This is a genomic window from Streptomyces sp. a15 (genome assembly GCF_059026085.1).
Window position 1 is genome coordinate 20750 of record NZ_JBWLKM010000058.1, and the last position, 21493, is coordinate 42242.

17 protein-coding genes are annotated in these 21493 nt (G+C 68.5%); 11 read left to right on the top strand and 6 right to left on the bottom strand.

Annotated elements, in window-relative coordinates; all coding sequences use genetic code 11:
- Positions 1–3 precede the first annotated feature (3 nt).
- Positions 4–2106, bottom strand: coding sequence for a telomere-associated protein Tap (gene tap, locus AC5P09_RS37340; RefSeq protein WP_493878145.1), 2103 nt, complete (start codon positions 2104–2106; stop codon positions 4–6).
- Between the two features lie 558 nt (positions 2107–2664).
- Between tap and AC5P09_RS37345 the strand changes: the two genes are divergently transcribed.
- From AC5P09_RS37345 to AC5P09_RS37370, 6 genes are all read left to right on the top strand, one after another.
- Positions 2665–3177 (top strand): Pycsar system effector family protein, encoded by a 513-nt coding sequence (locus tag AC5P09_RS37345; protein WP_493878146.1) that lies wholly within the window; start codon positions 2665–2667, stop codon positions 3175–3177.
- Between the two features lie 38 nt (positions 3178–3215).
- Positions 3216–3875: a Crp/Fnr family transcriptional regulator gene (locus AC5P09_RS37350; protein ID WP_493878147.1), complete on the top strand. Its 660-nt coding sequence runs from the start codon at positions 3216–3218 to the stop codon at positions 3873–3875.
- 102 nt (positions 3876–3977) lie between these two features.
- Positions 3978–4823 carry a hypothetical protein gene (locus AC5P09_RS37355; RefSeq protein ID WP_493878148.1) on the top strand — a complete coding sequence of 282 codons (846 nt, stop codon included), beginning with the start codon at positions 3978–3980 and terminating at the stop codon, positions 4821–4823.
- A complete protein-coding gene (locus AC5P09_RS37360) occupies positions 4820–6850 on the top strand; it encodes a hypothetical protein (RefSeq protein WP_493878149.1) in 2031 nt (676 codons plus the stop codon). Before AC5P09_RS37355 ends, AC5P09_RS37360 begins: the two co-directional genes overlap by 4 nt.
- Complete coding sequence (locus AC5P09_RS37365) at positions 6847–7617, top strand: hypothetical protein (protein ID WP_493878150.1); 771 nt, start codon at positions 6847–6849, stop codon at positions 7615–7617. Before AC5P09_RS37360 ends, AC5P09_RS37365 begins: the two co-directional genes overlap by 4 nt.
- Positions 7614–8024 carry a hypothetical protein gene (locus tag AC5P09_RS37370; RefSeq protein WP_493878151.1) on the top strand — a complete coding sequence of 137 codons (411 nt, stop codon included), beginning with the start codon at positions 7614–7616 and terminating at the stop codon, positions 8022–8024. Before AC5P09_RS37365 ends, AC5P09_RS37370 begins: the two co-directional genes overlap by 4 nt.
- A 146-nt stretch (positions 8025–8170) precedes the next feature.
- Here the strand turns inward: AC5P09_RS37370 and AC5P09_RS37375 are convergent, their stop codons facing one another.
- The 4 genes from AC5P09_RS37375 to AC5P09_RS37390 form a co-directional block, all read right to left on the bottom strand.
- Positions 8171–8773: a hypothetical protein gene (locus tag AC5P09_RS37375; protein ID WP_493878152.1), complete on the bottom strand. Its 603-nt coding sequence runs from the start codon at positions 8771–8773 to the stop codon at positions 8171–8173.
- Entirely contained in the window at positions 8770–9042 is a 273-nt protein-coding gene (locus AC5P09_RS37380; RefSeq protein WP_493878153.1) for a hypothetical protein, read from the bottom strand. Before AC5P09_RS37380 ends, AC5P09_RS37375 begins: the two co-directional genes overlap by 4 nt.
- A 694-nt stretch (positions 9043–9736) precedes the next feature.
- Positions 9737–11050, bottom strand: a complete 1314-nt coding sequence (locus AC5P09_RS37385; protein ID WP_493878154.1) for a pentapeptide repeat-containing protein — start codon at positions 11048–11050, stop codon at positions 9737–9739.
- Positions 11051–11308: 258 nt separating this feature from the next.
- Positions 11309–13624, bottom strand: coding sequence for a helicase associated domain-containing protein (locus AC5P09_RS37390; RefSeq protein ID WP_493878155.1), 2316 nt, complete (start codon positions 13622–13624; stop codon positions 11309–11311).
- A gap of 245 nt (positions 13625–13869) precedes the next feature.
- Between AC5P09_RS37390 and AC5P09_RS37395 the strand changes: the two genes are divergently transcribed.
- From AC5P09_RS37395 to AC5P09_RS37415, 5 genes are all read left to right on the top strand, one after another.
- Complete coding sequence (locus tag AC5P09_RS37395; protein WP_493878156.1) at positions 13870–14880, top strand: TniQ family protein; 1011 nt, start codon at positions 13870–13872, stop codon at positions 14878–14880.
- 189 nt (positions 14881–15069) lie between these two features.
- A complete protein-coding gene (locus tag AC5P09_RS37400; protein WP_493878157.1) occupies positions 15070–15783 on the top strand; it encodes a TnsA-like heteromeric transposase endonuclease subunit in 714 nt (237 codons plus the stop codon).
- Entirely contained in the window at positions 15780–18005 is a 2226-nt protein-coding gene (locus AC5P09_RS37405; protein WP_493878158.1) for a transposase family protein, read from the top strand. The genes AC5P09_RS37400 and AC5P09_RS37405 overlap by 4 nt, the downstream gene beginning before the upstream one ends.
- Positions 18006–18040: 35 nt before the next feature.
- Positions 18041–19186, top strand: coding sequence for an ATP-binding protein (locus tag AC5P09_RS37410; protein ID WP_493878159.1), 1146 nt, complete (start codon positions 18041–18043; stop codon positions 19184–19186).
- Positions 19187–19275: 89 nt separating this feature from the next.
- Positions 19276–20340 carry a hypothetical protein gene (locus AC5P09_RS37415; protein ID WP_493878160.1) on the top strand — a complete coding sequence of 355 codons (1065 nt, stop codon included), beginning with the start codon at positions 19276–19278 and terminating at the stop codon, positions 20338–20340.
- 111 nt (positions 20341–20451) lie between these two features.
- Here AC5P09_RS37415 and AC5P09_RS37420 read toward each other — a convergent pair whose 3' ends face one another.
- Positions 20452–21414 (bottom strand): hypothetical protein, encoded by a 963-nt coding sequence (locus AC5P09_RS37420; protein WP_493878161.1) that lies wholly within the window; start codon positions 21412–21414, stop codon positions 20452–20454.
- Positions 21415–21493: the final 79 nt, after the last annotated feature.

Below are 21493 nucleotides of genomic sequence, written 5' to 3' on the forward strand. Positions count from 1 at the left end.
TGCCTACTCCCCTTCGTCCTGGCCGGAGACGATGCCGGATTTGATGTGCCGGGCGATGTTCACGTCCGGACCATGTTCTTCCAGCAGGCCTTCGGCCCACAGCACACTCTGGGTGCCCTCGTGTTTGACCATTCCGGGTGAGACGCCGAGCCGGAAGCCGCCGGGCAGGGGCTTGCCGTCCTGGTAGGGCAGGAAGTCGAGCGGGCTTGGGCCGTCGGAGGCGTACACGGCGCAGTCGGAGAGGATCGCGACCGGGTACAGGTCGGCGTGGTGGGCAAGCTTGAGCATCTTGCGGTGCATGTTGACGCGGGCGTTGGCGATGACCGCGGCGCGGATGTCGGGGCGCCAGGTCGGGCGGGCGAGGGCGGGCCAGGGCTCGCCCGGCCGCCAGCCGCCGCTGCGGGCCCGCTCGCGCAGTTTGCCGAGGCCGCCTTTGACGGTGGCCTTGATGGCGCTGAGCACGGCGGCAAGGACGGGGTCGGTGTGCTGGTGGCCGGTCATCGCGGCCAGGAACTGTTCCTCGGGCATGCCCGGGGTGATGCCGAGGTCGGCCATCGTGGTGATGTAGGCGTCCCGCAGCCGGGTGTACCAGGCGTCGAGGTAGGGGCCGTGCTCGTAGCGCAGGTACGCCTCCAAAGGAGTGATCTGGTGGCCGAGTTCTGCCGCGTAGGCGAGGGTCGGGGTGGCGTACCAGGCCGGGCCTGTGGGGCGTTCGCCGTGGGGGGTGAATGGGCTGGGCAGGCGTTCGTCGAAGGTGATGTGAGAGAGGTCGGCCAGCCAGGAGCCGGGCATTTTCGCGTCGAAGACCGGGCGGTGGACGTGGACGGGGGCGGACAAGCCGACGGTCAGCCGGTTGGCGGCCGCGGCGAAGGCCATGTTGACGTCGATGCCGACCACGTAGGGCTTCATGCATTCCTCGTCCGTCAGTGGCCGGGCCCACTGGTAGGCCTCTTCGTCCAGCACCTGGTCGGGGGTGCGCTGGTGGAAGCGGGGATACAGGGCGGCGACGGCCGGGTGTCCGTCGGGGGCCTCGGGCGGTGCGCACTCGACCGCTTCGCTCAGCGAGCCGGGCATCGCCCCGGACACCCAGTTACCGGTGGCGGGGTCCTTGACCGCGCGGGTCGGCGGGCGCAGCGCGGTCATCAATTCCAGGCCGGTGACGGCAGTGGAGCCGCACGGGGTGAGTACGCGGGTGGCGTACGTACCGAGCAGACGGGCGAGTTCGGCCGGCTGCAGCTGGTGCGCACTCCCCCAGGAGCGGGTGTCGAGCGCGCCCCAGGGGACGACAGCGAACTGCACGCACTGGCGGCGTGTGCTATCGGCCGTGCGGTAGACCCGCGCCCATGGACCGAAGCCTCGCTTCGTCAACTTCCACTGCGCTTTGGCGAGTTGATTGAGCACGGGATGGTCGTCGGGCAGGCGCAGGCCGCGCCGGTCCTCCAGTACGGCCGGCAGGCCGAGGCGCTGGACGGCGGAGACGGTCAGCACGATCAGCGGGTCGGCGTCCTTGCCCGAGCGGTGCAGACGCGCAGCGCCCAGTTTCGCCTCGCCCAGCGCCCAGTTGATCAGTGCCGGGAGTTCGGTGAGCGGGCATGCGAGCACCTGGCCGTCCGCGCAGTATGCCGCTGCGTCGCCGTCCACGACGGCGAGCGGGCCATGGACGAAGCGTGCCTCGGCTGCGGGCACGGCCGCCGTCTTCCTGGCCACCGGTGGGTACGCCGTGAGCGGCTGGGCGGGGGCAGCCGGGCTTGCCGCGGGCAGGACGGCCGACGTGGGTGTTTCCGGCTGTGAGATGACGGTCGGGCCGGTACCAGTACCTGACGCCAAGCCAGGAGGCGGCTGGGAAACGGGGAAGCGGTCAGCGAGTCCGTCGAGGAGGCGGATGTAGGCGGCCCGCGTGGGAGGGCGCGGGTCGGTGCGGCCCGCTTCCCAGCCGGTCACCGTCTCGCGTCGCACGTTCAGCGCCTTCGCGACCTGGTCCTGGCTCAGGCCCGCAGCCTCGCGCAGCCGCTTGCGTTCGGCGGGGGCCGGCAGGGCATCCGGTGCCGCTGCCTGTTCCAGCAGGGCGTCGACCGATGCGAAGAGCCCGTTCTGCTCATTGGACACGAGAGTCACCTCCACCACCACACTACACAGAACGCACATCGGATCACACGTCAAACACACATTAAAAGTGCATGGTTGAGAAGGAGGCGCCCAGCATCCGTCACTCAGCGAAACCCTCTCTCCATGCCTGATCGCAGGCGCTTTGCCGTCCAGGTCTGACCGTTCCGCGTTGGCGCCGCGAGACCAGAGCGCGGTGAGCATTGGCGTGGGAAGGTGCGCCACCTCCCGAGCAGCATGCCCGCGGCCTCGGCATCACAACGCCGATGGATCCGGAGAGTCCACTCTGGGTCCGCACAGGTGGCCATTGCAGTCACCGGAGTGAGTGAGGTGCAGCTGAAGCCGCCGCGTGGGAGCAGGCTCCGCCATACCGTTCCCTTCTCTACCTCGGCGGAGCGTCTGCAGCGCATGCTGGGCCGTGAGCTGGCTGGGTGTTGGAAGTGATCTACGGCGCCTGGACGTTGCCCGTTGGTGGGCAGCGCCTGGCGCTGAGGCGGAGGACAGTCGAGGCACCGGTACGAGGGGACAGATTCGGCTGCGACGCTAGGAAGAGGAGCTCGCATGGAGAGCGGGGCCAGCGATGTGACGGAAGTCAACGCTCAGCAGGTTGTGCGGCTGCGAGCCATGAGCGCGGACATCACGGTGGAGTTGCAGCGGGCGGATACGAAGGCGGCTGCGCTGTGTGGGGCTGCCGGAGGGCTTTGGGCGGCCGGCGTGTCGGCGTTGTCTGTTCTTGATGCTTCGCCCTTTCTCGGTCTGGCGCTGTTGGTGGCGTCATTGCTGCTGACCGCAGCTTTGGGGGCAGCGTTGCGGGCTCTTCGTCCGATGCTGCCTCGTCGTGGTGCACAACATGGGCTGCTGGCAGCGGGACGCGGCGCGGACGCAGGGCAGTTGGTGGCGTCGCTGGCCGGATTGGACTGCGAGGGCCAACGGCGCATGGAGGAGCGTCGGCTGGCGGTGATTGCTGTGTTGGCGCGGCGGAAGTTCAGGGCCGTGCGTCTCGCCGCGGATTTGGTGTCGATTGCGCTACTGGTGGCCGGAATTGGGCTGTTGATCACCTACATGTCACGTTGAGACCATCCGGAGGGGAACGGGACGCTTGGGGGGGGACTGTGTATCAGCCGCATATCACCGTGATGGGCGAGCATTTATGGTCTGCACTGCGTGATCTGGCACCGAAGAGAGTGCGGCCGGCACGCAGTGTGCTGCTGCGTCAGGGGGATCCGGGGACGCATGTGATCCTGCTGGACTCTGGTTCCACTCTCATCACCCTGACGGGCACGGCCGGGGAACGGACGCTGCTGGCTGTACGCGGAGCGGGGGAACTGCTGGGCGAGTTGGCGGTGCTGGACGCCCAGCCGCGCAGCGCATCAGTGATCGCTGCAGAAACCTGCTGTGTGCACATCATCCCGGCCCCGGACTTTCTTGCTTTCGTAGAGGAACACGACCTGGTGACCGTTTTGCTCAGGCATGCCATCACCCGCGTGCGGGAGGCGGAGACGGTACGCCTGGAGATGGCCACCGCGCCGGTGGCGGTGCGCCTGGCGTCCGCGCTGAGCCGGCTGCTGCAGGCCGCCTCCGCCGCAGGCAGTGGCTACATCGTGCGGCTGACGCAGACGGAGTTGTCGCAGATGATCGGCGCTTCCCGCAACGCCGTGGGGACGGCTCTGCGGCCCTGGCGCGAGCAGGGGTGGCTTGCGACGGAGGCTGCCGGCGGGCTGGTTGTGCGGGACATCGCCTCCATTCGTTCGCACGCCCTGACCCAGGGGTGACCGACGGCACCGGTGGGCTGCCCACTGCTGGGCACCACCGCCGAGGGGGCGCAGCCAGCATGAGGGCTCAACCCGCTGTCGTGAGCCGGAAAGGGCCGTGCCGTGAATTCTGTCTTTGTGCCCGACGCCGACGATGTTCCGCCGGAGCATGCGTTGCTGGTGGTCGATATGAAGAACTACAGCCAGATCCCCGAGGCGAAGATGGCTCCCACCCGGGCCGACCTCGACGACATCCTGTCCACGGTCTTCGTCCAGTGCGGGATCAGCGATGCCGCACTGCTCGACAGTGCAGTCAAAGACCGTGGCGACGGGGCCATCTTCGTCCTTCCCGCCCGGCACGCGGCCCGGCTGGTCGATCCTCTGCTCGGCCACCTCAGGCTGGCGCTGGAGCGCCGCGAGCAGACGCGGCTGGCCAGCTCACCCACCATCCGGCTGCGCGCCAGCATCCATGTCGGCCCGCTCGCTCCGCCTGAACACCGCGGGGACGCCGCCAACGACGCCTGCAGGCTCGTCGAGAGTGACGCCGTCCGCGCTGCCATGACCGCTGCCGTCGACAACGGGCTGTATCTCGCCGCGGTGGTCTCCGACCCGTTGTTCCGGCGCACGGTCCGCGCGGAGCGCACCAAGACGCTCACATCACGCCATCTTCGCCAGGCGACGGCCCGTGTCGAGGGCAAGGACGGATTCGAGGAGACGTGCTGGCTCCACGTTCCCGGGCTCCCTCCGTCCGTCCTCGACCCCTACCTCGACACCGGCCCCGGCCCCGGCCCCGGCCAGACGCTCCCCACTGGCGAGGAAGGGCCCGGCACGCCACCGGGCGGCACCGGCGCCGCAGCCGTCAAGGACGGGGCAACGGCGCCTGTGCGCCAGCGCGGCAAGGCCACCGGCAAGTCCCGGCTGATCCAGGTCGGCCGCGACTACAACACCGGCCCGGAGCAGCAGTCATGAGCGCCGCGGAAGAGCCCGCGACGGGACACTTGCAGAGCGCCGAAGCCAGCGGTCACGCGCGCGTGACACAGGTCGGCCGCGACTACACCGAGCACCATCACCGCTATGTGCGGGGCTGGCAGTACCTGCGCGGTTCCCGCGTGGATGCGGCCGAGATGGAGTTGGCCGAACATGCCTTCGTCGATGTCGTCGGCCCCAGCGGCAACAAACAGGCGGCGCAGACCATCAGTGCCCTGACCCGCCCTTTCCGGCGCAGTCCAGTGGTCGTACTGCGGGGCGAGGCCGGTGTCGGACGACGCACGACTGCCCTGCATGTGCTGCGCGGTGCGGGGGTACCGGCCGAGCGGATCCGCTGGCTGTCGTTGGACTGGGACCAGCCCCGCACCGAGCAGATCCCCACCACCAAAGGGCACGGCTTCATCCTGGATCTGACCCGCAGCCAGGAACTGGACGAGGACTTCTACACCGGGCTCGCCGATTACCAGAAGGCGGCTGAAGAGACCGAAGCATTCTTGATCATTCTTGCTGGTATCGGTAACTGGAACCCCGGGCCCATGGCCACGGTGCCCGTGGTCACCCTGGTCCGTCCACCGGCGGTGCAGATTGCCCAGGCCCACCTGCGCCGTCACGCCGAGGACCGGGTGGACTGGCTGACGCGTCCGGAGCTGAACACGCTGCTGGCCAACGGTGCTTCGCCAGCCGATGCCGCTCGTCTCGCCCGGCTCGTCGCGGCCGCCGACGATGGCGGCCAGGGGGCGGTCCGGGAGGAGTTCACCGGCTGGAGCGACCACCTGACGCAGTGGTTCAAGCAGCACAGCACCCCTGAGGACATCTCCGAACGCGCGCTGCTGATCGCAGCTGCCCTGCTGGAAAACGTTCCCGCCGACGTCGTACTGGAGGCCGCTGACCGGCTCTTTACAGAGGTCGGCGGCGTGCTGCCGGCGGGCGGCGCGCTGGCCGGCCGCGATCTGCGGCTTCGGCTGGACTCCGTCAAAGCCTCCACCGTCGACGACGAGCGCATCTCGCTGGATGCCGACCGACACGGCCTGTCCGAAGCGGTCCTGAGGCATGTCTGGCAGGAGCGCCCTCAACTGCGCAGTGTCCTGTTGACGTGGGCCTCGCAGATCAGCGCACCGCACGGTGCCGCCGTGCGGCACCTGCGGCGCATCGCCGACTGCCTGGTGCGGCTGTCCCTGCTGCCCGGAGGGTCGACCGTCCAGGGGGTGGTGAGCAACTGGATCGACACCGGCGGCACCGCACACCGGCAACTGGCCGTGGAGGTGCTGGAGAAAATGGCGCTTCACCCGGACACCGGGGTAGGGACCCGCAAGCTGCTCTACTCATGGGCGCAGGCAAAGACCTCCAGCGAGGAAACGCTCACAGCCGTCGCGGAGATCTGTGCCGGCCGGCTCGGCCGCGAGTATCCCCGGATCGCTCTGACCCGGCTGCGGGTGCTGGCCTCACGGGCCGACGGCCTGGCCCGCAAGGCAGTCGCAGACGCGGTGCAGGCCCTGGTGGACGCACCCGAACAGCGCCTGCTGATCCTGTCGGAGATCGTCAGCTGGGCCGAATCCGCCAACAACACCACGGCCGGGGCCGGAGCGACCACATTCTTGGCCCTGACCGACATCAGCACTGAGAATCTCCTCCCGCTGCACACGCAGCAGGAACCCGCTGATCACGAAGGCGACGTCCGCACCGGTGACCTGTTCGTGCGTGGCTGGCGTGCCGCCCTGCGGGAGGCGACGACAACCGTGGCCGCTCATACGCAGCTCGCCGCCTGGCTGGACACGGCCAAGCTGTCGGACGAGCAGGTTCTGCCGGTAGTGGCCGCGGTGCTACGCGGCAATCTCCACCAGGCCGGTGCCGCCGAGCTCCTGGTGGGCACCCCCGACACCTCACCACTGGGGCGTGCACGGCGCAAGAAGCTGCTCGACCAGTTGCTCACCGAACAGAGGTCTACTCTGCCCGCCACGCCTGCCCTCGAGCCCGGGCCCGGCAGTACCGACGACCTCACGCCGGCGTGAGTCTGCTGCCGTGGCGCCGCGCGGACGCCCCGCCCCTCCCGGTCGGGACTGACGCCGCCGCAGCCTATCCGCTCGCCGTCCACGGCGAGCGGATGGCCAGTACCCACACCGGCGCCCTGTTCTCAGTCCGCATCACCGGTGCCTGGCGCAGGACGCCCGCCAGCGCCCCAGCCCATCACGAACCTGCCGCCGTGGCGCGCAACCATCTGCGCCAGCAGACCGCAGCCGTTCTGCGAAAGCACTGCGTACTGAACCTGCCAGCCGCCGAAGACGCCGCCAACACGGCCATCGGCACCTGGAGCTGCCCCATGGAGGGGCTTGAAGTCACCGGCACCGTACATCTCGGCACCACAGCCCACGACTGTGCCCTAGCCCAAGAACACATCCGCCGCCGCCAGGCGGAAGACCTCGCCCACGAGGCAGAACTGCACCGGCTGACCCATCTCCAGGCCGTCCTCGCCGACCGTGATCTGCGCCGGGTGTGGTGGATCGCCCAGTTCCCCGGCCGCTTCAGCGAATGCGACGCGCTGGAAAAGGCGCTCCAGGACCTGCCGTCACCACACGACGCCGAAGCAGAGGAAGACGGCATCCGCAGGGACATCCGGCGGTTTACCGACCAGCTCCTGACCGACCTGCACGCACCCCAGCAACGCGACCTCTTCCTGACCGCCCTCATCCAGACCTTGCACGCGCTGGGCCACGACGAGCTCACCGCAGCCGCAGCCGCCTTCCAGAGCCGACCCGCACCCAGGAGCGAACCCACATGAACGTCCGCACCCGACGATGGCTCCTGGCACCCCGGCGGCAACTGCGCACCCGCCTGCTCATGCACCGGCACGGACCGGCCCTGCCCTACGACACCGCCTGGGCACTGATCACCTTGCAGGCCGCACCAGACGAAGCCGCAGTCGTGCGTATCTGGGTCCGTGAGAACTCAGGCGGGCCGCCCGGCATCCACTACGACAACTGGCAGGAGCTGAGCCACGACGAACAGCAACGCCGGCGCACCTGGCTGCAGCGCCACCACCGCTCCCCCATCCAACTCCTGGACCTCGAAGCCAGCCTCGTCCTCAGCACAGGCCTCCACGTCCTCGACTGGAGCCTGCCACCCGAACGCATCACGCAGTGGACTCCGGCTTCCCGACCCCGATCCGACGACACACCACAGTCCTGACGCTGCGGCCCGGGCTGCTGGCGGTGAGCTCCTCGAGAGCCAGCCAGCAGCCACCCAGTCGCGGACTGCTGCGCCGTGATGTGCCAGGGGCAGTTGGCCTGCCCTGCGCAGACGTGGGCCAGGCCCGGCCCTGGAGATCCTGCCAGTCAGGTGTCTGGGCATGCAGCCGTGCCCACCGGAAGGTCTGGTCGATCGAGCAGGCGAACCAGGTCGTCGTAGACGCCTTGCACGTCTCCCGTCTGCACAATGAGAGATGCCGTCAGGTCGATGGCCTGGTCGATCGTGCCCTGGGTGGTGCGCTTCGCCTCCTCAAGTCGCTCCAGTTCTCGGGCGATGTCCGGCCGGGCAGCGGCAAATGCGGCAGGCAGTCGCTGCAGTGCGTCGGCCAGGTCCCATCGTTGAGGCACCAAGTAAGCCCAGTCGCCTTCACGGTTGACGACGGCCGGTTCGGTGACGCGCGGGCCTGTGGTGTGTTCCACGTCCAGGTGGAGTCTGGAGCAGGCACCGTACAGTGCGGTCAGCTGCGGATCGTGGTCTTCGAGGAGGATCTCGCCGAGCGTGTAGCCCCTCATCCGCAGGCCCACACGGGTGAGCATCGTGGCCGTTTCCAGACAGGCCCTCTCAGGGTCGTACTCGACAATGGCCCCGGTTGCGGAGTGGTGGAGCACGACGGGCTTGTCAGGCCACGCCGTGCCGCGGCGCACCCGGACGTGCACGAGGCTGAGCCGGCAGCGCGTGACGGTGGTCATTGCTCCACTCCCATCTCTTCGAGGATCCGGCAGACGGCCCGAAGCCTCAGGCTGGGATCTTGGTTCACGGCAACCGCGATGGTCCGGTCGTCCCGGGAGTCGTGGAGAGCCATAACGCAGTCGCCGATGTTGCCGACGAGCTGCGTGAAGTCCCGTTCCTCGATCGTCAGACAATGCTTGGCGGCCAAGGCCTCGAGAGCCGCGGCAGCCCGCTCCTCAGAAACAGGCCCGCCGGAGACTGGTTCGGCAGGAGCGACGGGGAGCCTCACGCGATCGCCTCCGCTCCCCCACCCAGGCGGTGGCAGTGCGCTGCAGGGACGCCCGCGAGCAACAGGGAGAGCACGCTCGTCGGCATAGTGCAGGGCCGGATCAGCGGGCACTTCATGTGTCTTCTCCTCATGGGTCGGGCCAAGAGGCAGGCCGCCAGCCAAAGACGGCTGTGCCGCATCGTCCGCCGATATGGCGTCCAGGCCCACGGCCGCGCTCGGGCTCCCAGAGGAACACGAAACGCGCAGCCGCCTCAGCGAGGTCGCGAACTCGCCTCAGAAACCCAAGAGTTGCTGGTAATCTGCGTCCGCTTTCGCCGATCGACGCCGGGAGACTCCGCGGTGCTCTGCCGCCTTGCCCGTACCTCCCTGCGGCGCCCAGCAGGCACGGGACGTCGTCCAACCCGCCTCATGGTGCTGCTCTGTCTGGTCCGGGCTCAGCGGTCTTCGTCAGACGCCGGTCCGTGCGGTTGCATCATCTTCCCGAGGGGGGACGTGCACGCCGGGCGTGGAGCTGTTGGTGATGGGGCTGCTCACGCCTTGAACTCGGTGTCGCCGCCGACGTCCATGGTGAGGAGCACTGTGCCGTCGGGACGCACCCGTTCGGCTTCGGCGGTGTCCAGGTCGACGGTCGCACTGGAGTACCAGCTGCCGAACTGCTTGATAGCAGGGCTGCCTAGGCGAGCGCCAAGACCTCTTACGCCGGGCTCCGCTTGGCTCCTGGCGCCTCACATTCATCCATCCGCTTTTTGACCTGCGGGTGGTCGGCCAGCTGCTCGGGAAGCTCCGTATCACGGGTGATGTGTGCCTTGATGAGCTGGCGGACGCTCAGCCCTCTGGCGGTCCTCAGGTTGGCAGCAGTGAGGTCAGCGTGCGCGAGGTCGGCGTGTGTCAGGTCGGCTGCGCCGAGTTCGGCCCCGGTAAGGTCTGCTGCCTGGAGTTTCACGCCGACAAGGTCAGCGCTGTTCAAGTCCGCTCCCTCCAGGACCGCCCCGCTCAAATCGGCATGCTCGAGCCTTGCATGACGCAAGACTGCCGTCCTCAGGTGTGCGCGCGTCAGAGTCGCAGAAGACAACTCTGCATGGCTGAAGTCAACGTGGGAGAGGTCCGCCCCCACCAGAATCGCTCTCGTCAGGATTGCGTTCGTGAACTTTGTGCCCACGACGTTCACTGCGGTGAAGTTGGCATCCGGGGCGATCGCGTAGGAGAGATCGCCTTCCTCGAACGTGGCACCGGTCAACGTCGCCGATGCGAGAGAGGCACCGGTCAGGACGACGCCTTGCAGACGGGCACCCGTGAGTTCGGCGCCGCGCAGATCCGCGTCCTGGAGGTCTATGTCGTGGACGGTGGCTCCGGTGAGGCGGGCATCGCGCAGGTCTATCACGAGTTGGCCCTGCCGCGGCGGCTGGCGCCCAAGAACTGTCAAGGCGGCAGTGACGTCAGGGGTGAGAAACGTGCGGGGTCTTTGCGCCGAGTCCTCATCCGCGTCGTCTCTTGTCCCGTGGTGCGGCCTGTTGGTGTCCAGTGCTGGGGTACGCACGAATGCCGACAGGACCTCGATGACCGTCTGATGGTCCTTCTCGCTGTCGTTCATGATGCGTTCGAGGCTGTAGATACCGCCGAGCCGTTCGTGAAGATTGCCGGATCCGAGCAATTTGATCGCTTCGACGTATCGCTCGGTGACTTGTCCCTCCCGTGTCAGCTCTGCCTGCTCACGGTCCTTCTCACGCAGGTGGGTGAACTGCTCCTGGCTGTGTTCGTACAGCTTCTCGGCATGCCGATGGTTACGGTGGGTGTAGTAGAGGCCGAGGCCGGCGATCGCCCCTGCGCCGACTGCGACAAGCATGGTCCGGAAGCCGGTGATGACCACACCGTCGGCTGGCTGGAGGTTCTTCTCGCGAAGGTGAGCGCCATCGATCCACCACGGTCCGCGCCACAGGAGCAGGACATACCCGATGGCTGCGGCCGTGCTCGCTGCGGCGAGAACAATGCGCCTGGTCTGCGGCTTCATGCTGTGCATGATGGACCGAACTCGCTGCAGCGCGCGTATGAACAGTCCATCCCTGAGGTGAAGTTGAGCCTTGAGACGGCAAGTGCAGTGAGGCGGATCAGTCCGATGGTGTCCGGTGAAATCATCTACGCCGAGCTGGGAGGTGCTGTGCGCTGCCGTGGTGCGGGCGTGGTTCCGCCGGAGCCCGGCGCGGCGAAACACCCGGGTCGCTCCGGTCGGCAGGGCCGGCGCCGGGGCTGTCCTTCGGCTTCGGCTGGTCTATGCCGATGTGCGGGCCCAGCGCATGTCCAGAGCCTCGAGTGCGTCGAGTTGTTCGCGGCTCAGGCGGTAGGGCCGCAGCCGTTTGTCGGAGATCCACTCGCCCAGGCGGAAGGACCTGTCGCGGTCCCAGACGACATGGTTGTAGGGAACGTTGAGGTGTTGATGGGTTCGCCAGAAAGCGTGGGCGTAGCGCAGGCCGTGGACGAAGGCGCGTTCGCTCTGGCTGCGGGGCGGGCGTAACAGCAGGGCGAGGGGATGCTCCAGTGGCAGCGCGCCGAGGAGGTTGTGCTGGTCATGGCTGAGGGTTGGCAGGGCCCACAGTTGCTCGTCGAGCCAGGACTCCAGTGGTGAGTCGTCCTGGTCGGGGGCGAGGTCGGGGAAGGTGAGTTCGCCGCGGCGGGCGGCTGCCAGGGCGCGCGCATAGCTGCGCCTCCATTCTCCGCGTTTGTCCCATCCGGCGTTCCACCATGGGTTGATGTCGGTGAGGGCGCGCTGGTAGCAGTAGGGCAGTTGTCCACGCAGGGCTTTCTTACGGCAGGTATTGAGCCAGTGGCCGATGTCGATTCCGCCGTAGCGTTCCCTGCTGAGGGGTGCGAGGTGGCCGTGCTGGGCGTGGTAATCGCGGACGATGTTCAGGCGGTGCTCGATGCTGGTGCGGGGGTGGCCCCAGATCATGTCCAGTGCGTCGAGGGCCTCGATGCGTTCGGGTTTGAGGCTGTGGTTCATGCGCAGGGATCGCTGGTTGCCCAGCCACCAGCCGAGGTAGAAGCGGTCGGGGCCGCAGTAGGTGCTGGGGACCTTGAGGTGGCCGTGTTGTTCGCGATAGCGCCGTGCGCACTCGAGGCCGATTTCCCAGACGCTGTTGTGAGGGTCTTCAGCGTAGGGCCGGAGCAGGGGGATGAGTTCGTCGGCGCGTTCGGGGCGGGCGGCGGGGTGCAGGGGGTTGCTGATGGAGTGGCGTAGTTGGAAGACACGGTGGAAGACGTGCTCGTCGTAGAGCGAAAGGGCGAACAGAACCTGGTAGAGGATGTGGAAGGGGGTGCCTTTGGCGGCATCGGCGAGGTCTTGGCCGGGGGCCTTGTAGATGGGGACGATGATGTGGGCGACCTTGGCCTGGCCGGGCAGCGGGCGCAGGGCGCGGCCGACGGCCTGGACGATCTGGTAGGTGCTGCTCTTGGGGCTGGTGAACAGCACGGCGTCGATGGCGGGGACATCGACGCCTTCGGCGAAAATCATGCAGTTGGTCAGGACGGCCCGCAGCGGCTTCTTGTCGCTGGACGTCAGGGATGCTTCTTTGAAGGCGCTGATCTGGCTGAGCCGTTCGTAGCGGCTCTGCTTGCAGTTGACGGTGCCGACCTGGAGCGGGCCCTGCATCCGTTTGGGCATCAGGGCGGCCGTTTCCGGGAGAGTTTCGGCGAAGATCTCGGCGACGGCGATGCGGGGGCAGAAGACCAGGACGCGTCGTAGGTCGTGTTTGTGCATGGCGCGCTGCAGGGCGACCTGAGCGGCCGCCACACGCAGGCCTTCGGAATCGGCGGCGAGCATGGGGTTGCGGTTGAGGATGGTGCGCAGGTCGGCGTCGTCAACGTCGACGGCGACGATGCGGTAGTCGGCGAGCAGCCCCCGGTCGATGGCGTCGGCCAGGGAGAGGCGGAAGACGGGGGGCCCGTAGAGGTTGAAGTCGTCCATCGAAGCGACCTCGATGTCGACGGGGAGGTCTTGGCCCGGGGTGGGCTGGAAGTTGCGGGGGGTCGCGGTGGTGAAGAGGCGGTGGTGGGCGAAGATCCGGTGGCTGTCCAGCAGTTGGGCCCAGGGCTTGTGGAGGTTGCCTGCCGTGCGGTGGGCCTCGTCGCAGACGAGTACGTCCCAGGGCGGCATGTGGAACAGCCGATGGGCATCGGCGACCTTACCCAGCGAGTGATAGGTCGCGAAGACGTTGACCGGGCCGTCGGCCTGGGAAACCTCGGCGGCCAGTGTCGCTGCATCGGTGACGGCGGTCAGGATGCCGCGCAGGGCCGGGTTCCTGGGCAGGTGCCGGTCACCGCTCAGGGCCAGGTAGCGGCCGGGGCGTCCTTCCTTGTGCCACTCCCCTGCGGTCTGCTCCAGGAGGTCCAGGGTGGGCACGACGACGATGGACGTGCCCGCGGGCGCCATGCGGTTGACGATGTGCAGGGCGATGAAGGTCTTGCCGCTGCCAGGGGGCGCGTCGATGCGGCAGCGGGGTGCGCCGAGGAGGAATTCGGTGACGCCGTTGTCGACGGCCTGCTGCTGGTAGGGGCGAAGTGGGGTGCGGAGCTGAGGCAGTTGGGCCATGACAGTGCTCCTTTCGGCTTCTTATTTGGGGGGGGAGCCAGGACCTGTTTCGATGGTGGAAGGACGGTGTGACGGTCGGTGACGGCTAGACGCTGCTGCTTCACTCGAACGGGTGAGGGGGGCTTGCGCTCATGCACAACCGGGGGCTGGGATACGGAAGTTTCGTCGCGCGCTGCGTCCGGCGGGGCTGCGGGCGTGCGGCCGGGCCGACAATGCGCCGGTGGCCTGGCGGGTGGGAGAAGGGGATGGCAGACAGAGCGGGCGTGTGGGGGCCGCAGAGGCGGCTGAAGGGGGTCGTGCCGTTTCTGGCCGGCGAGTCGACCGGGTCGTTCGCCAATCGTCTGGCGCATACGCACGGCCTGGAGCTGGGGGCGTTCCTGGATCGGGTGGGTACGGGCCGGCAGCCGGTCAATCCCCGGCTGCCGGCGCTGGCGGAGCTGGATGTCAACCGGGCGGCGCTGGACAACCTGGCGGTGCTGTCCGGGAGGACGCCGCATGAGTTGCAGCTGGCCCTGACCAATCTCCAGGGCCGTTTTCTGCTGTCGGGTGATGATGCGGCCCGCTGGCAGTGGCCGTTCAAGGTCCGGGAGGGGCACGTGGTGCGGTGCTGCGATCTGTGTGCGCGAGCCCGGGGCGTGGATGAGGCGGTGTGGCTGTTGTGGCCGGATCAGTGGCGGGTGTGCCTGCGCCATCGGCGGTTCACCGACGATCACCGTGGCCAGGGCCCCTGCGTGGTACGGCTGGACGGGCTGGAGGAGGTGGTGCGTGCGCACAGCGAGCGGCTGCGGCTGGAGCGCCGTTTCGGCGCGGCGGGAGCGGAGCTGTTCGCCGACGGCTTCCAGGTCGTGGCGCGCTGGTGGGCCCGTATGCCCACCGCGTGGTGCTGGACTCAGCGGGCCTGGCGGGTGGGTTTGGAGGCGCAGGAGCTGCGCACCGCCCCGTTGGTGATCTATCCGGAGGCCATCCGGTTGGCGCGGGAGATGTTGCGCTTTGAGCAGTGCGCTGAGCGCACGCGTGCAGTACGGGCGGTATGGGTGGAGGAGGTTCAGCAGCTGATGGCCGGGTGGGGTCTGGAGGATGTGGACGGCTGGGGCGAGCTGGTGCAGTGGCTGGATCATCACGCTCAGCCCGCCGCTGTCCCGTTCTCCGACGGTGCTGGTGGTGTCCGTCGGCGGCGTCGGCGGGTGCTGGCCGTGGGGCACAGTCAACTCGCCGAGCCTTCCGGTTCGTTGGGGGATCGCTCCTGCATGGTGTGACAACTGGTCCTTGTGAAGGGCGAGTTGATCCGAGGCTGGGGCGGAGGGTTCGTCAAGCAGGTGTCACTCGTTCGAGTGACGCCTGCTTCGCTGTGCTGTCAGTCGCCGACGCCAGAGGGCCAGGCTGGCGCCACGGCTCGGTGCGGGGCGACGACTTCGGCCGGGAGGTGCGCGGGCAGGAGGCGGCGGGTGCGTGATGTGAAGGCGTGGCATCTCGATGAGGACGGCCGCTTGGTGTGCGTCGCGCCGGAGGCGCTGTGGGGAGTGGCGTTGGAGGAACGTCAGCCGCCCTCGGATCCGGTCGCTTATCACGGCCGGCAGGGCAAGCTCAGCGACTGGTGGTCGGCGACGACGGGCACGTTGGTGGTGTGCGGGTCCAAGCGGCGCACGTATGTGGCCACCGAGTTGGACTTCGATCCCGCCATTCGCCGGTTCGCCGGGGAGCCGGTCGAGCTGCATTGGGAGCAGGGTTGCGTCCGGCACCGGTGGCGGCCGGACTTCATCGCCCTGACGCGCGAGGGGACGCGGCAGGCCGTGGTGCTCGCACCGCACCGGATGGGGCCGCAGTGGCGCGAGCGCCTGGCCGCGCTGCGCGAGGTCGCCGCTCAGGCCGACTGGAGCGTGTGCGTGCGAGTGGTGCCGCATGGGGTGCGGCGGGAGAACCTGCTGCTGGTGGCGGACTATCGGCAGCCGGCCGTGTGCGAGGACGCGCATGAGCGGGCCTTGCTGGCTGCGTTTCGGCGGCCGCGGCTGCTGGCGGAGGGCGTCGCCGCCAGCGGAGTGCCTGACTTCCTCGGCTTCGACCATGTGTACCGGCTGATCTGGCGTCGCCGTCTGGACATCGACTGGGGCCAGCCGCTGCTGCCCTTTTCTCCGGTCTGGGCGACAGGGAGGCGGCGATGACGGGCACGGTGTCGGGTTGGTTCGAGACCGACCGGGTCCGCCTGGGGGATCTGGTGCGCTGGCGCGGTGGCGTGTGGGAGGTCGCTGCTTTTCAGGGGCGGCAGATCAGCCTGCGGGCGTTGTCGGGCGACCAGGCGCCGGTGGACACCCTGTGGCGGGAGGTGGAAAGCGCCCCGGACTTCGCCGTCCTCGATGAGAACGGGCAGAACGTGGCCCGCAGGCGGCTGCCTGCGCTGGGCGAGCTGCTGGAGGCCGCCACCCCCGCCGAGCGGGAGAAGGCTCTGTGGTGGCACGAGCACATGAAGGAACTCCACACCGGGCTGCGGCCCGGCTGCACGACGGCACGTCCCGGCTACGACCCGGACACCACCACGTTCAAGCAGCGCTGCCAGACCAAGTCGGCCGAACTCGCCGCCGCGGGCATCGAGTTCAGCTGGCGGGCGCTGGACGATCGGCGCCGTGTATGGAAGGACGCCGACGAGAATCCGCTGGTGCTGCTGTACGACGGCCGCAAGACCCGCACCGCCGACCCGGGTGGCCGCACCGACAAGCGGGTCATCGCGCTGATGCATGAGGTCACCGCCCGCCACGCCCGCGAGTCCGGCGGCCGGGTCAACCGCGTGTACGAGGACGTGGAAACCCTCGTCCGTCAGCGTTACAGCCGGGAGCTGGAGGATCCGGGGGAGGCGGAGCGGCTGCTGCTGCCCCGCTCGACGTTCTACACCCGGATGCAGGAGCTCGGGCTGACCGAGCAGCTCAAGAAGACCACGCGCCGGCGCTCACGCCAGGACAGCAAGCCGCAGCGCCCGTACACGCCGTCGGTGGCGCTGCGGCCGGGGCAGCTGGTGCAGATCGACACCTCTCCGCTGAAGATCAAGGTGATCGGGGACGACGGCCGCGCCATCTCGGCCGAGCTGACCGCCGCGATCGATGTCGCCTCCCGCTCCTGCATAGCCCTCATGATCGTTCCCGTGGTGACCGGGGAAGGGCCGCCCGGCAGGCGTATCGGCGGCCGCGCCACCAAGGCATTCGATCTGGTGCTGCTGCTGGCGCAGTGCTTCGCCCCGCTGCCCATGCGGCCCGGCTGGGACCCGCTGACCGCGGCCCGCAACTCGGCCCTGCCCTACGACCAACTGTGTGCGGCCGATGCCCGCTTCGCTGAGGCCGTCGCGGCGCGCCCGGTCATCCACCCGCGGACCATCGTCATCGACCAGGGCAGCCCCTATCTGAGCGAGCACTTCAAGATGGTGTGCAGCTTCCTGGGCATCAGCATCGAATACGCCCGCAAGGACACGCCCACCGACAAGCCGCTGGCCGAGGCCTTCTTCCACAGCTTCGCCGACACCTGCGCCCAGTACGTGAAGGGCTGGACCGGCCGCAGCTTCGAGCAGCGCGGCTACGGGGTCGAACGCCAGCGCCTGTTCAGCATCAATCAGATGCAGGCCGCGGCCGAGGAATGGGTCGCGCTCGACTACCAGCAGCAGCCGCACGAGGGGCTGCGCAGTCCCCTGTATCCGGGGATGGTGCTGTCCCCGAACCAGATGTACGACCGGCTGGTGGCGGGCTACGGCTACTGGCCGAGGCAGCTGACGGCCGAGGACAATCGCAAGCTGCTGGTGCCGGCCTGGGTCACGGTCACCGACAAGGGTGTCCAGATCGAAAACCGTACCTACCGGTCCCTGCCGGGGCAGCTGCGGGACCTGGAGGGCCTCGACTCCGGGCTCTCCCACAAGAACGGCCGGTGGGAGGCCCGCTACAACCCCTACTATCCCGATGTCGCCTGGCTGTACGACCACCGGCTGAGCGGCAGGTGGATCCCGGTGGAGTTTCTCTACCGGCACATGCTGGCCGACCTGCCGTGGACGCATTACCACTGGCAGGACGCCGCCGAGGAATGGGCGCTGGGCGGAGGCAGCCGCGAGGACGAGGTGGCCATCACCCTGGCCGTGAAGGAGCGCCACCGGCGCACCCGCCGCGGGCCGACCGCCCGGCAGGCGGCCGAGCCCCGCCTGCCGTTCCGTGGCGTGCTCCGCCTCGAGACGGGCGACACGTCCGGCTCCGGGGCGCCGGCCACGCCTCTGGACCCCGACACTGTTCCCGCCGCACCCTCGCTGCCCGTGCCGGCTCGGGACGTCGGCAACGGCCGCTACACCCTGCCCTCTTTTGCCCCGGCCGACTCCGAGGACGACCCGCCACCGGCCGGCGCCGCTGCGCCCGCATGAACCCGCCCCGCACTGCACCCGCCGAGGAGAGCTGAATGAAGACCACCGTGCCCGCCTCATCCGCCGCCCGGACCGAGATCGCCCATCTGGTGCGCACCGCGCCGCCGCTGCCCGCATGGATCTTCTCCTGGGAAGGCTGGGACCGGTATGTGCGCACCGAGTTCAAGCCGCCCGACCTGCTGGACTGCGCTCCCGCAGACGTGGATGTCGACGAGGACGACCCGCGGGTGGACTACCACCGCCATCTGCTGATGATCGACACCGCGTTCCTGAAGGACTGTCTGGTGCGGGCCCGAGGCACCTTCGGCGTCAACGGCAACCGGTATGAGGGCCTGCTGGACATGGTGATCGACGGCCCGGCCGGCACCGGCAAGACGTACCTGCTGCGGCTCATCGGCCGGGAGTTGCAGCGCAGGGTCGAAAAGCACTTCGATGACCGGGTTCCGGTCGTGCACATCACCGTCCCGTACGACCCGGAGAACAAACTCAACTGGATCTGGGAGATCGCGTCCTTCCTTGCCCTGACCCCCGAACCCAAGAGCGAGGCGGAAGCCCGTCAGCCGCGCCGCATCCCCGACCTGTCCCTGCCCGTGCACACCGTCATGGAAAGGAAGCAGACCCGCCTGCTGCTGGTCGACGACATCCAGCGGGTCTCTCCCAGTCAACTCGCCCCGGTTCTACACTACTTCGACTACCTGCGCACCCGGCTGGGCATCACCACCATCTTCTGCGGCACCGGCGCGACCGACATCGTCCACGCCGCCCGCAAAGGCTGCGACCGCCGCGACGACGCCCTGTGGACCGCCCACCAGCGGCTGCAGCCGGGGGCCACCCCCGCCCAGTTGAATGCAGCCTTGGCCAAGGAGCAGAACGTGCGCAGTCTGCTGCCGGTCACCTGGGTAGACCCGCTGCCCTGGAGCGACGACGCCGAGGGCCAGGCCCCCTTCCTGACCGTGCTCAAGGGCTACGAGAAGAACCTGCGCATGCGTAAGCTGAGCAAGGACGTGCTCACCCAGCATGCGGGGTATCTGCACGATCGGACCGGCGGCTACTTCCTGCACCTGTCCCAGCTCATCTGCGGGGCTGCCGTCGCCGGGATCCTCGACGGCAGCGAGGACATCACCCGTGAACATCTGGAGGCCATCCGCGTCGGCCGGGAAGAGATTCTGCCCAGGCACTGACCACCCGTAAGCACCGGGCGGCACGGGCCGCAACCGCCCGCCCGCGCCGGCCCGTTTCGCCTGTGCTCTTCTCGAGGATCGAGCCCGTTATGAGCGTGGACCGGACCGGCATCCAGGACGTGCATGCTCTGTGGCTGCAGACAGTGGACTTCCTTCGCTACAACGCGCCCCAGACGTGGGCGGACATGCTGCAGCGGGAAGGGGTGACCTTCTTGATGCCACCCGCCGTGGCGGCACTCGAGCGGGTGCAGGACCAGACGGTCGCCCTGGCCAACGCCGAAAGCCGCCGGTTACGCAAAGCGGACTTGTTCTACATCACCAGGGACGCCGCCGCGAGCGTCGCGGGGCTCGTAGGCATCCCGTGCATCGCCGAGATCTCCAGCATCCTGCCCTCGCCATCCGGGCTGATGGTGTGGGAAGAACCGCCGGTGCACATCGCAAGGGGTGTGGTACTGCGGGCCGTCTCCTGGGGGCCTGCCCATGATGGCGGCACCTGGTGGTCTTGGTGGACGGATACGGCAGCCTGTGTGCGTGCCGGCATCGCCGTGCCGACCATGCTGATGGTTAACGGAGGGCTGACCTTCCACGAGGAAGTCCACACCGAGCCCGACTTCTGGCCGGTGCAGGCCGACGACCCCACTATGCCGGAGCACGCGCAGTTCCGTTCCCTGCTGTTCACGTGGATGGCGATCTCCTGCGGCTTGCTGGTGTACCGCGAATCCGTGGCCCCTAGCCAGGACATCCGCGCGCACCTTCGCCGCACGGGCGTGGAGTCCCGGCCGGTGCACTGCGTGATCCCGGCCGGCGGCGACCGGCCGGGACTGGCGCAGATCCTGCGCCGCCAGTTTCAGCTGGACGGCATGGCCTTTGAGGAGCGGCCCTACCCGCAGCCCCTTCCGGCCCAGTTGGCGCCGTGGCACGTCTATCTGCCGGGTCTCGGGCACCGCCTGATCGTAGACAGCCCCTCTCTTGAACCTGGGCAGACAGCGGTAGCGACGCTCGGCTCCGGAAGAAGAGTCGGCAATCTTGTCTTCGCGCCGGTGAGGGCGGTGCTGCGTCAGGGCTGGCAGCTCCACAACGGCTATGTGCGGTGCCCCATGCTCTACGATCCGGAACTCGGGCTCCTCACTGATCCCGACGATGACGAGCCCTGACCGCACCGCAGAGCCCGCGGCGCCCCTGACCGCTGTATGCACAGCTGCCGGATTTTGCAGGCGGGGCCCCGCGCTGCGGGAAGCAACGGCCTGGGCCCCGCGTACACTGGGTTACTCAAGTCGTGCTCGCACAGCGAAGATCTCCTGTGCCTGCACGGCATGGATGAGCGAAGTGAAGTCTCCGGTCCACAGACCCAACACCACTACCGAACCCGCGCGTTGGGCCGCGTCGATCCACTCGCTGGTCGCCTCACCAGGATGCTCCGCAGAACCCAGGGTCAGACTTCGACTGCCCTCGCCCTGGCGTACACCCCAGGGGCGCAGTGTCGCCGAATGATGCTGCAGGACCCAGGCGCTCACATCAGGCAACGTGTTCCACACGTAACAGGGAAAGTCATAGCGTTCGGCGAGTTCCTGGATGCTGCCGCTCATGTCCGGCGACGCGAGGGTGAGGGCCGGGAACGGTCCTTGCGGGGTGGGGACGAAGCCAGTGAGGCCGGCCCGGTAGACCGGCGGCGGCGCCGGAGCCAGGTCAATGATCATGGAGGTGGGGTCGGCCCCTGCCAACGTCCTGCCGCTCCCGCCCAGATGCGGGACCACCATGGTCCAGATGCTGATCAGGTCCTCAAGGAAGTTCTGGCGCTCGACCGCCCCCAGACGAGCAGTGAAGACATAGGTGTACGGGTGGTTTGCGTGCGGCTGGACCTCGTCCCAGAAGACGTGGGTGACGGTGGAGAACTGCCGGTTCGGCACCAGCGGCAGGGAGGCGGCCAGCACGGCCAGGACCAGTGAGTTCCCCAGCATCAGCCGGGCCATGGCGGAGGCCCGGCACGGGTCACAGTCAGCCAGCCCGGCGCCGATGGCCGCGGAGGCGGCCGCCATGTCGGCGGTGTGGGCCACGCCGAACGGTGCGCCGCTGACAGGCACCAGTGTGGGGGCGGGGTGAGTGTGCAGGGTTCCGGCGTTGGCGGAGGTGTAGGACGATCCGGTGTTCTGCGCGGTACGCCGGGCCCGGCGTTTTCGGGCGTGATCCTTGCTCATGGCATGGCCTCGAGTTCTGCGCTCCGGGCCCATGATCCGGGTGCGCGGACGGCGGACACATGCGGATCTGCTGATCGTTTCTGAACAGCTTTGGTGGTGCGCGCAGTTGATG

Coding starts and splice junctions, on each gene's coding strand:
- AC5P09_RS37375 (WP_493878152.1), bottom strand. CDS start 8,773: ATGACCACCGTCACGCGCTGCCGGCTCAGCCTCGTGCACGTCCGGGTG.
- AC5P09_RS37345 (WP_493878146.1), top strand. CDS start 2,665: ATGGAGAGCGGGGCCAGCGATGTGACGGAAGTCAACGCTCAGCAGGTT.
- AC5P09_RS37410 (WP_493878159.1), top strand. CDS start 18,041: ATGAAGACCACCGTGCCCGCCTCATCCGCCGCCCGGACCGAGATCGCC.
- AC5P09_RS37370 (WP_493878151.1), top strand. CDS start 7,614: ATGAACGTCCGCACCCGACGATGGCTCCTGGCACCCCGGCGGCAACTG.
- AC5P09_RS37420 (WP_493878161.1), bottom strand. CDS start 21,414: ATGGGCCCGGAGCGCAGAACTCGAGGCCATGCCATGAGCAAGGATCAC.
- AC5P09_RS37385 (WP_493878154.1), bottom strand. CDS start 11,050: ATGAAGCCGCAGACCAGGCGCATTGTTCTCGCCGCAGCGAGCACGGCC.
- AC5P09_RS37405 (WP_493878158.1), top strand. CDS start 15,780: ATGACGGGCACGGTGTCGGGTTGGTTCGAGACCGACCGGGTCCGCCTG.
- AC5P09_RS37395 (WP_493878156.1), top strand. CDS start 13,870: ATGGCAGACAGAGCGGGCGTGTGGGGGCCGCAGAGGCGGCTGAAGGGG.
- AC5P09_RS37415 (WP_493878160.1), top strand. CDS start 19,276: ATGAGCGTGGACCGGACCGGCATCCAGGACGTGCATGCTCTGTGGCTG.
- AC5P09_RS37360 (WP_493878149.1), top strand. CDS start 4,820: ATGAGCGCCGCGGAAGAGCCCGCGACGGGACACTTGCAGAGCGCCGAA.
- AC5P09_RS37390 (WP_493878155.1), bottom strand. CDS start 13,624: ATGGCCCAACTGCCTCAGCTCCGCACCCCACTTCGCCCCTACCAGCAG.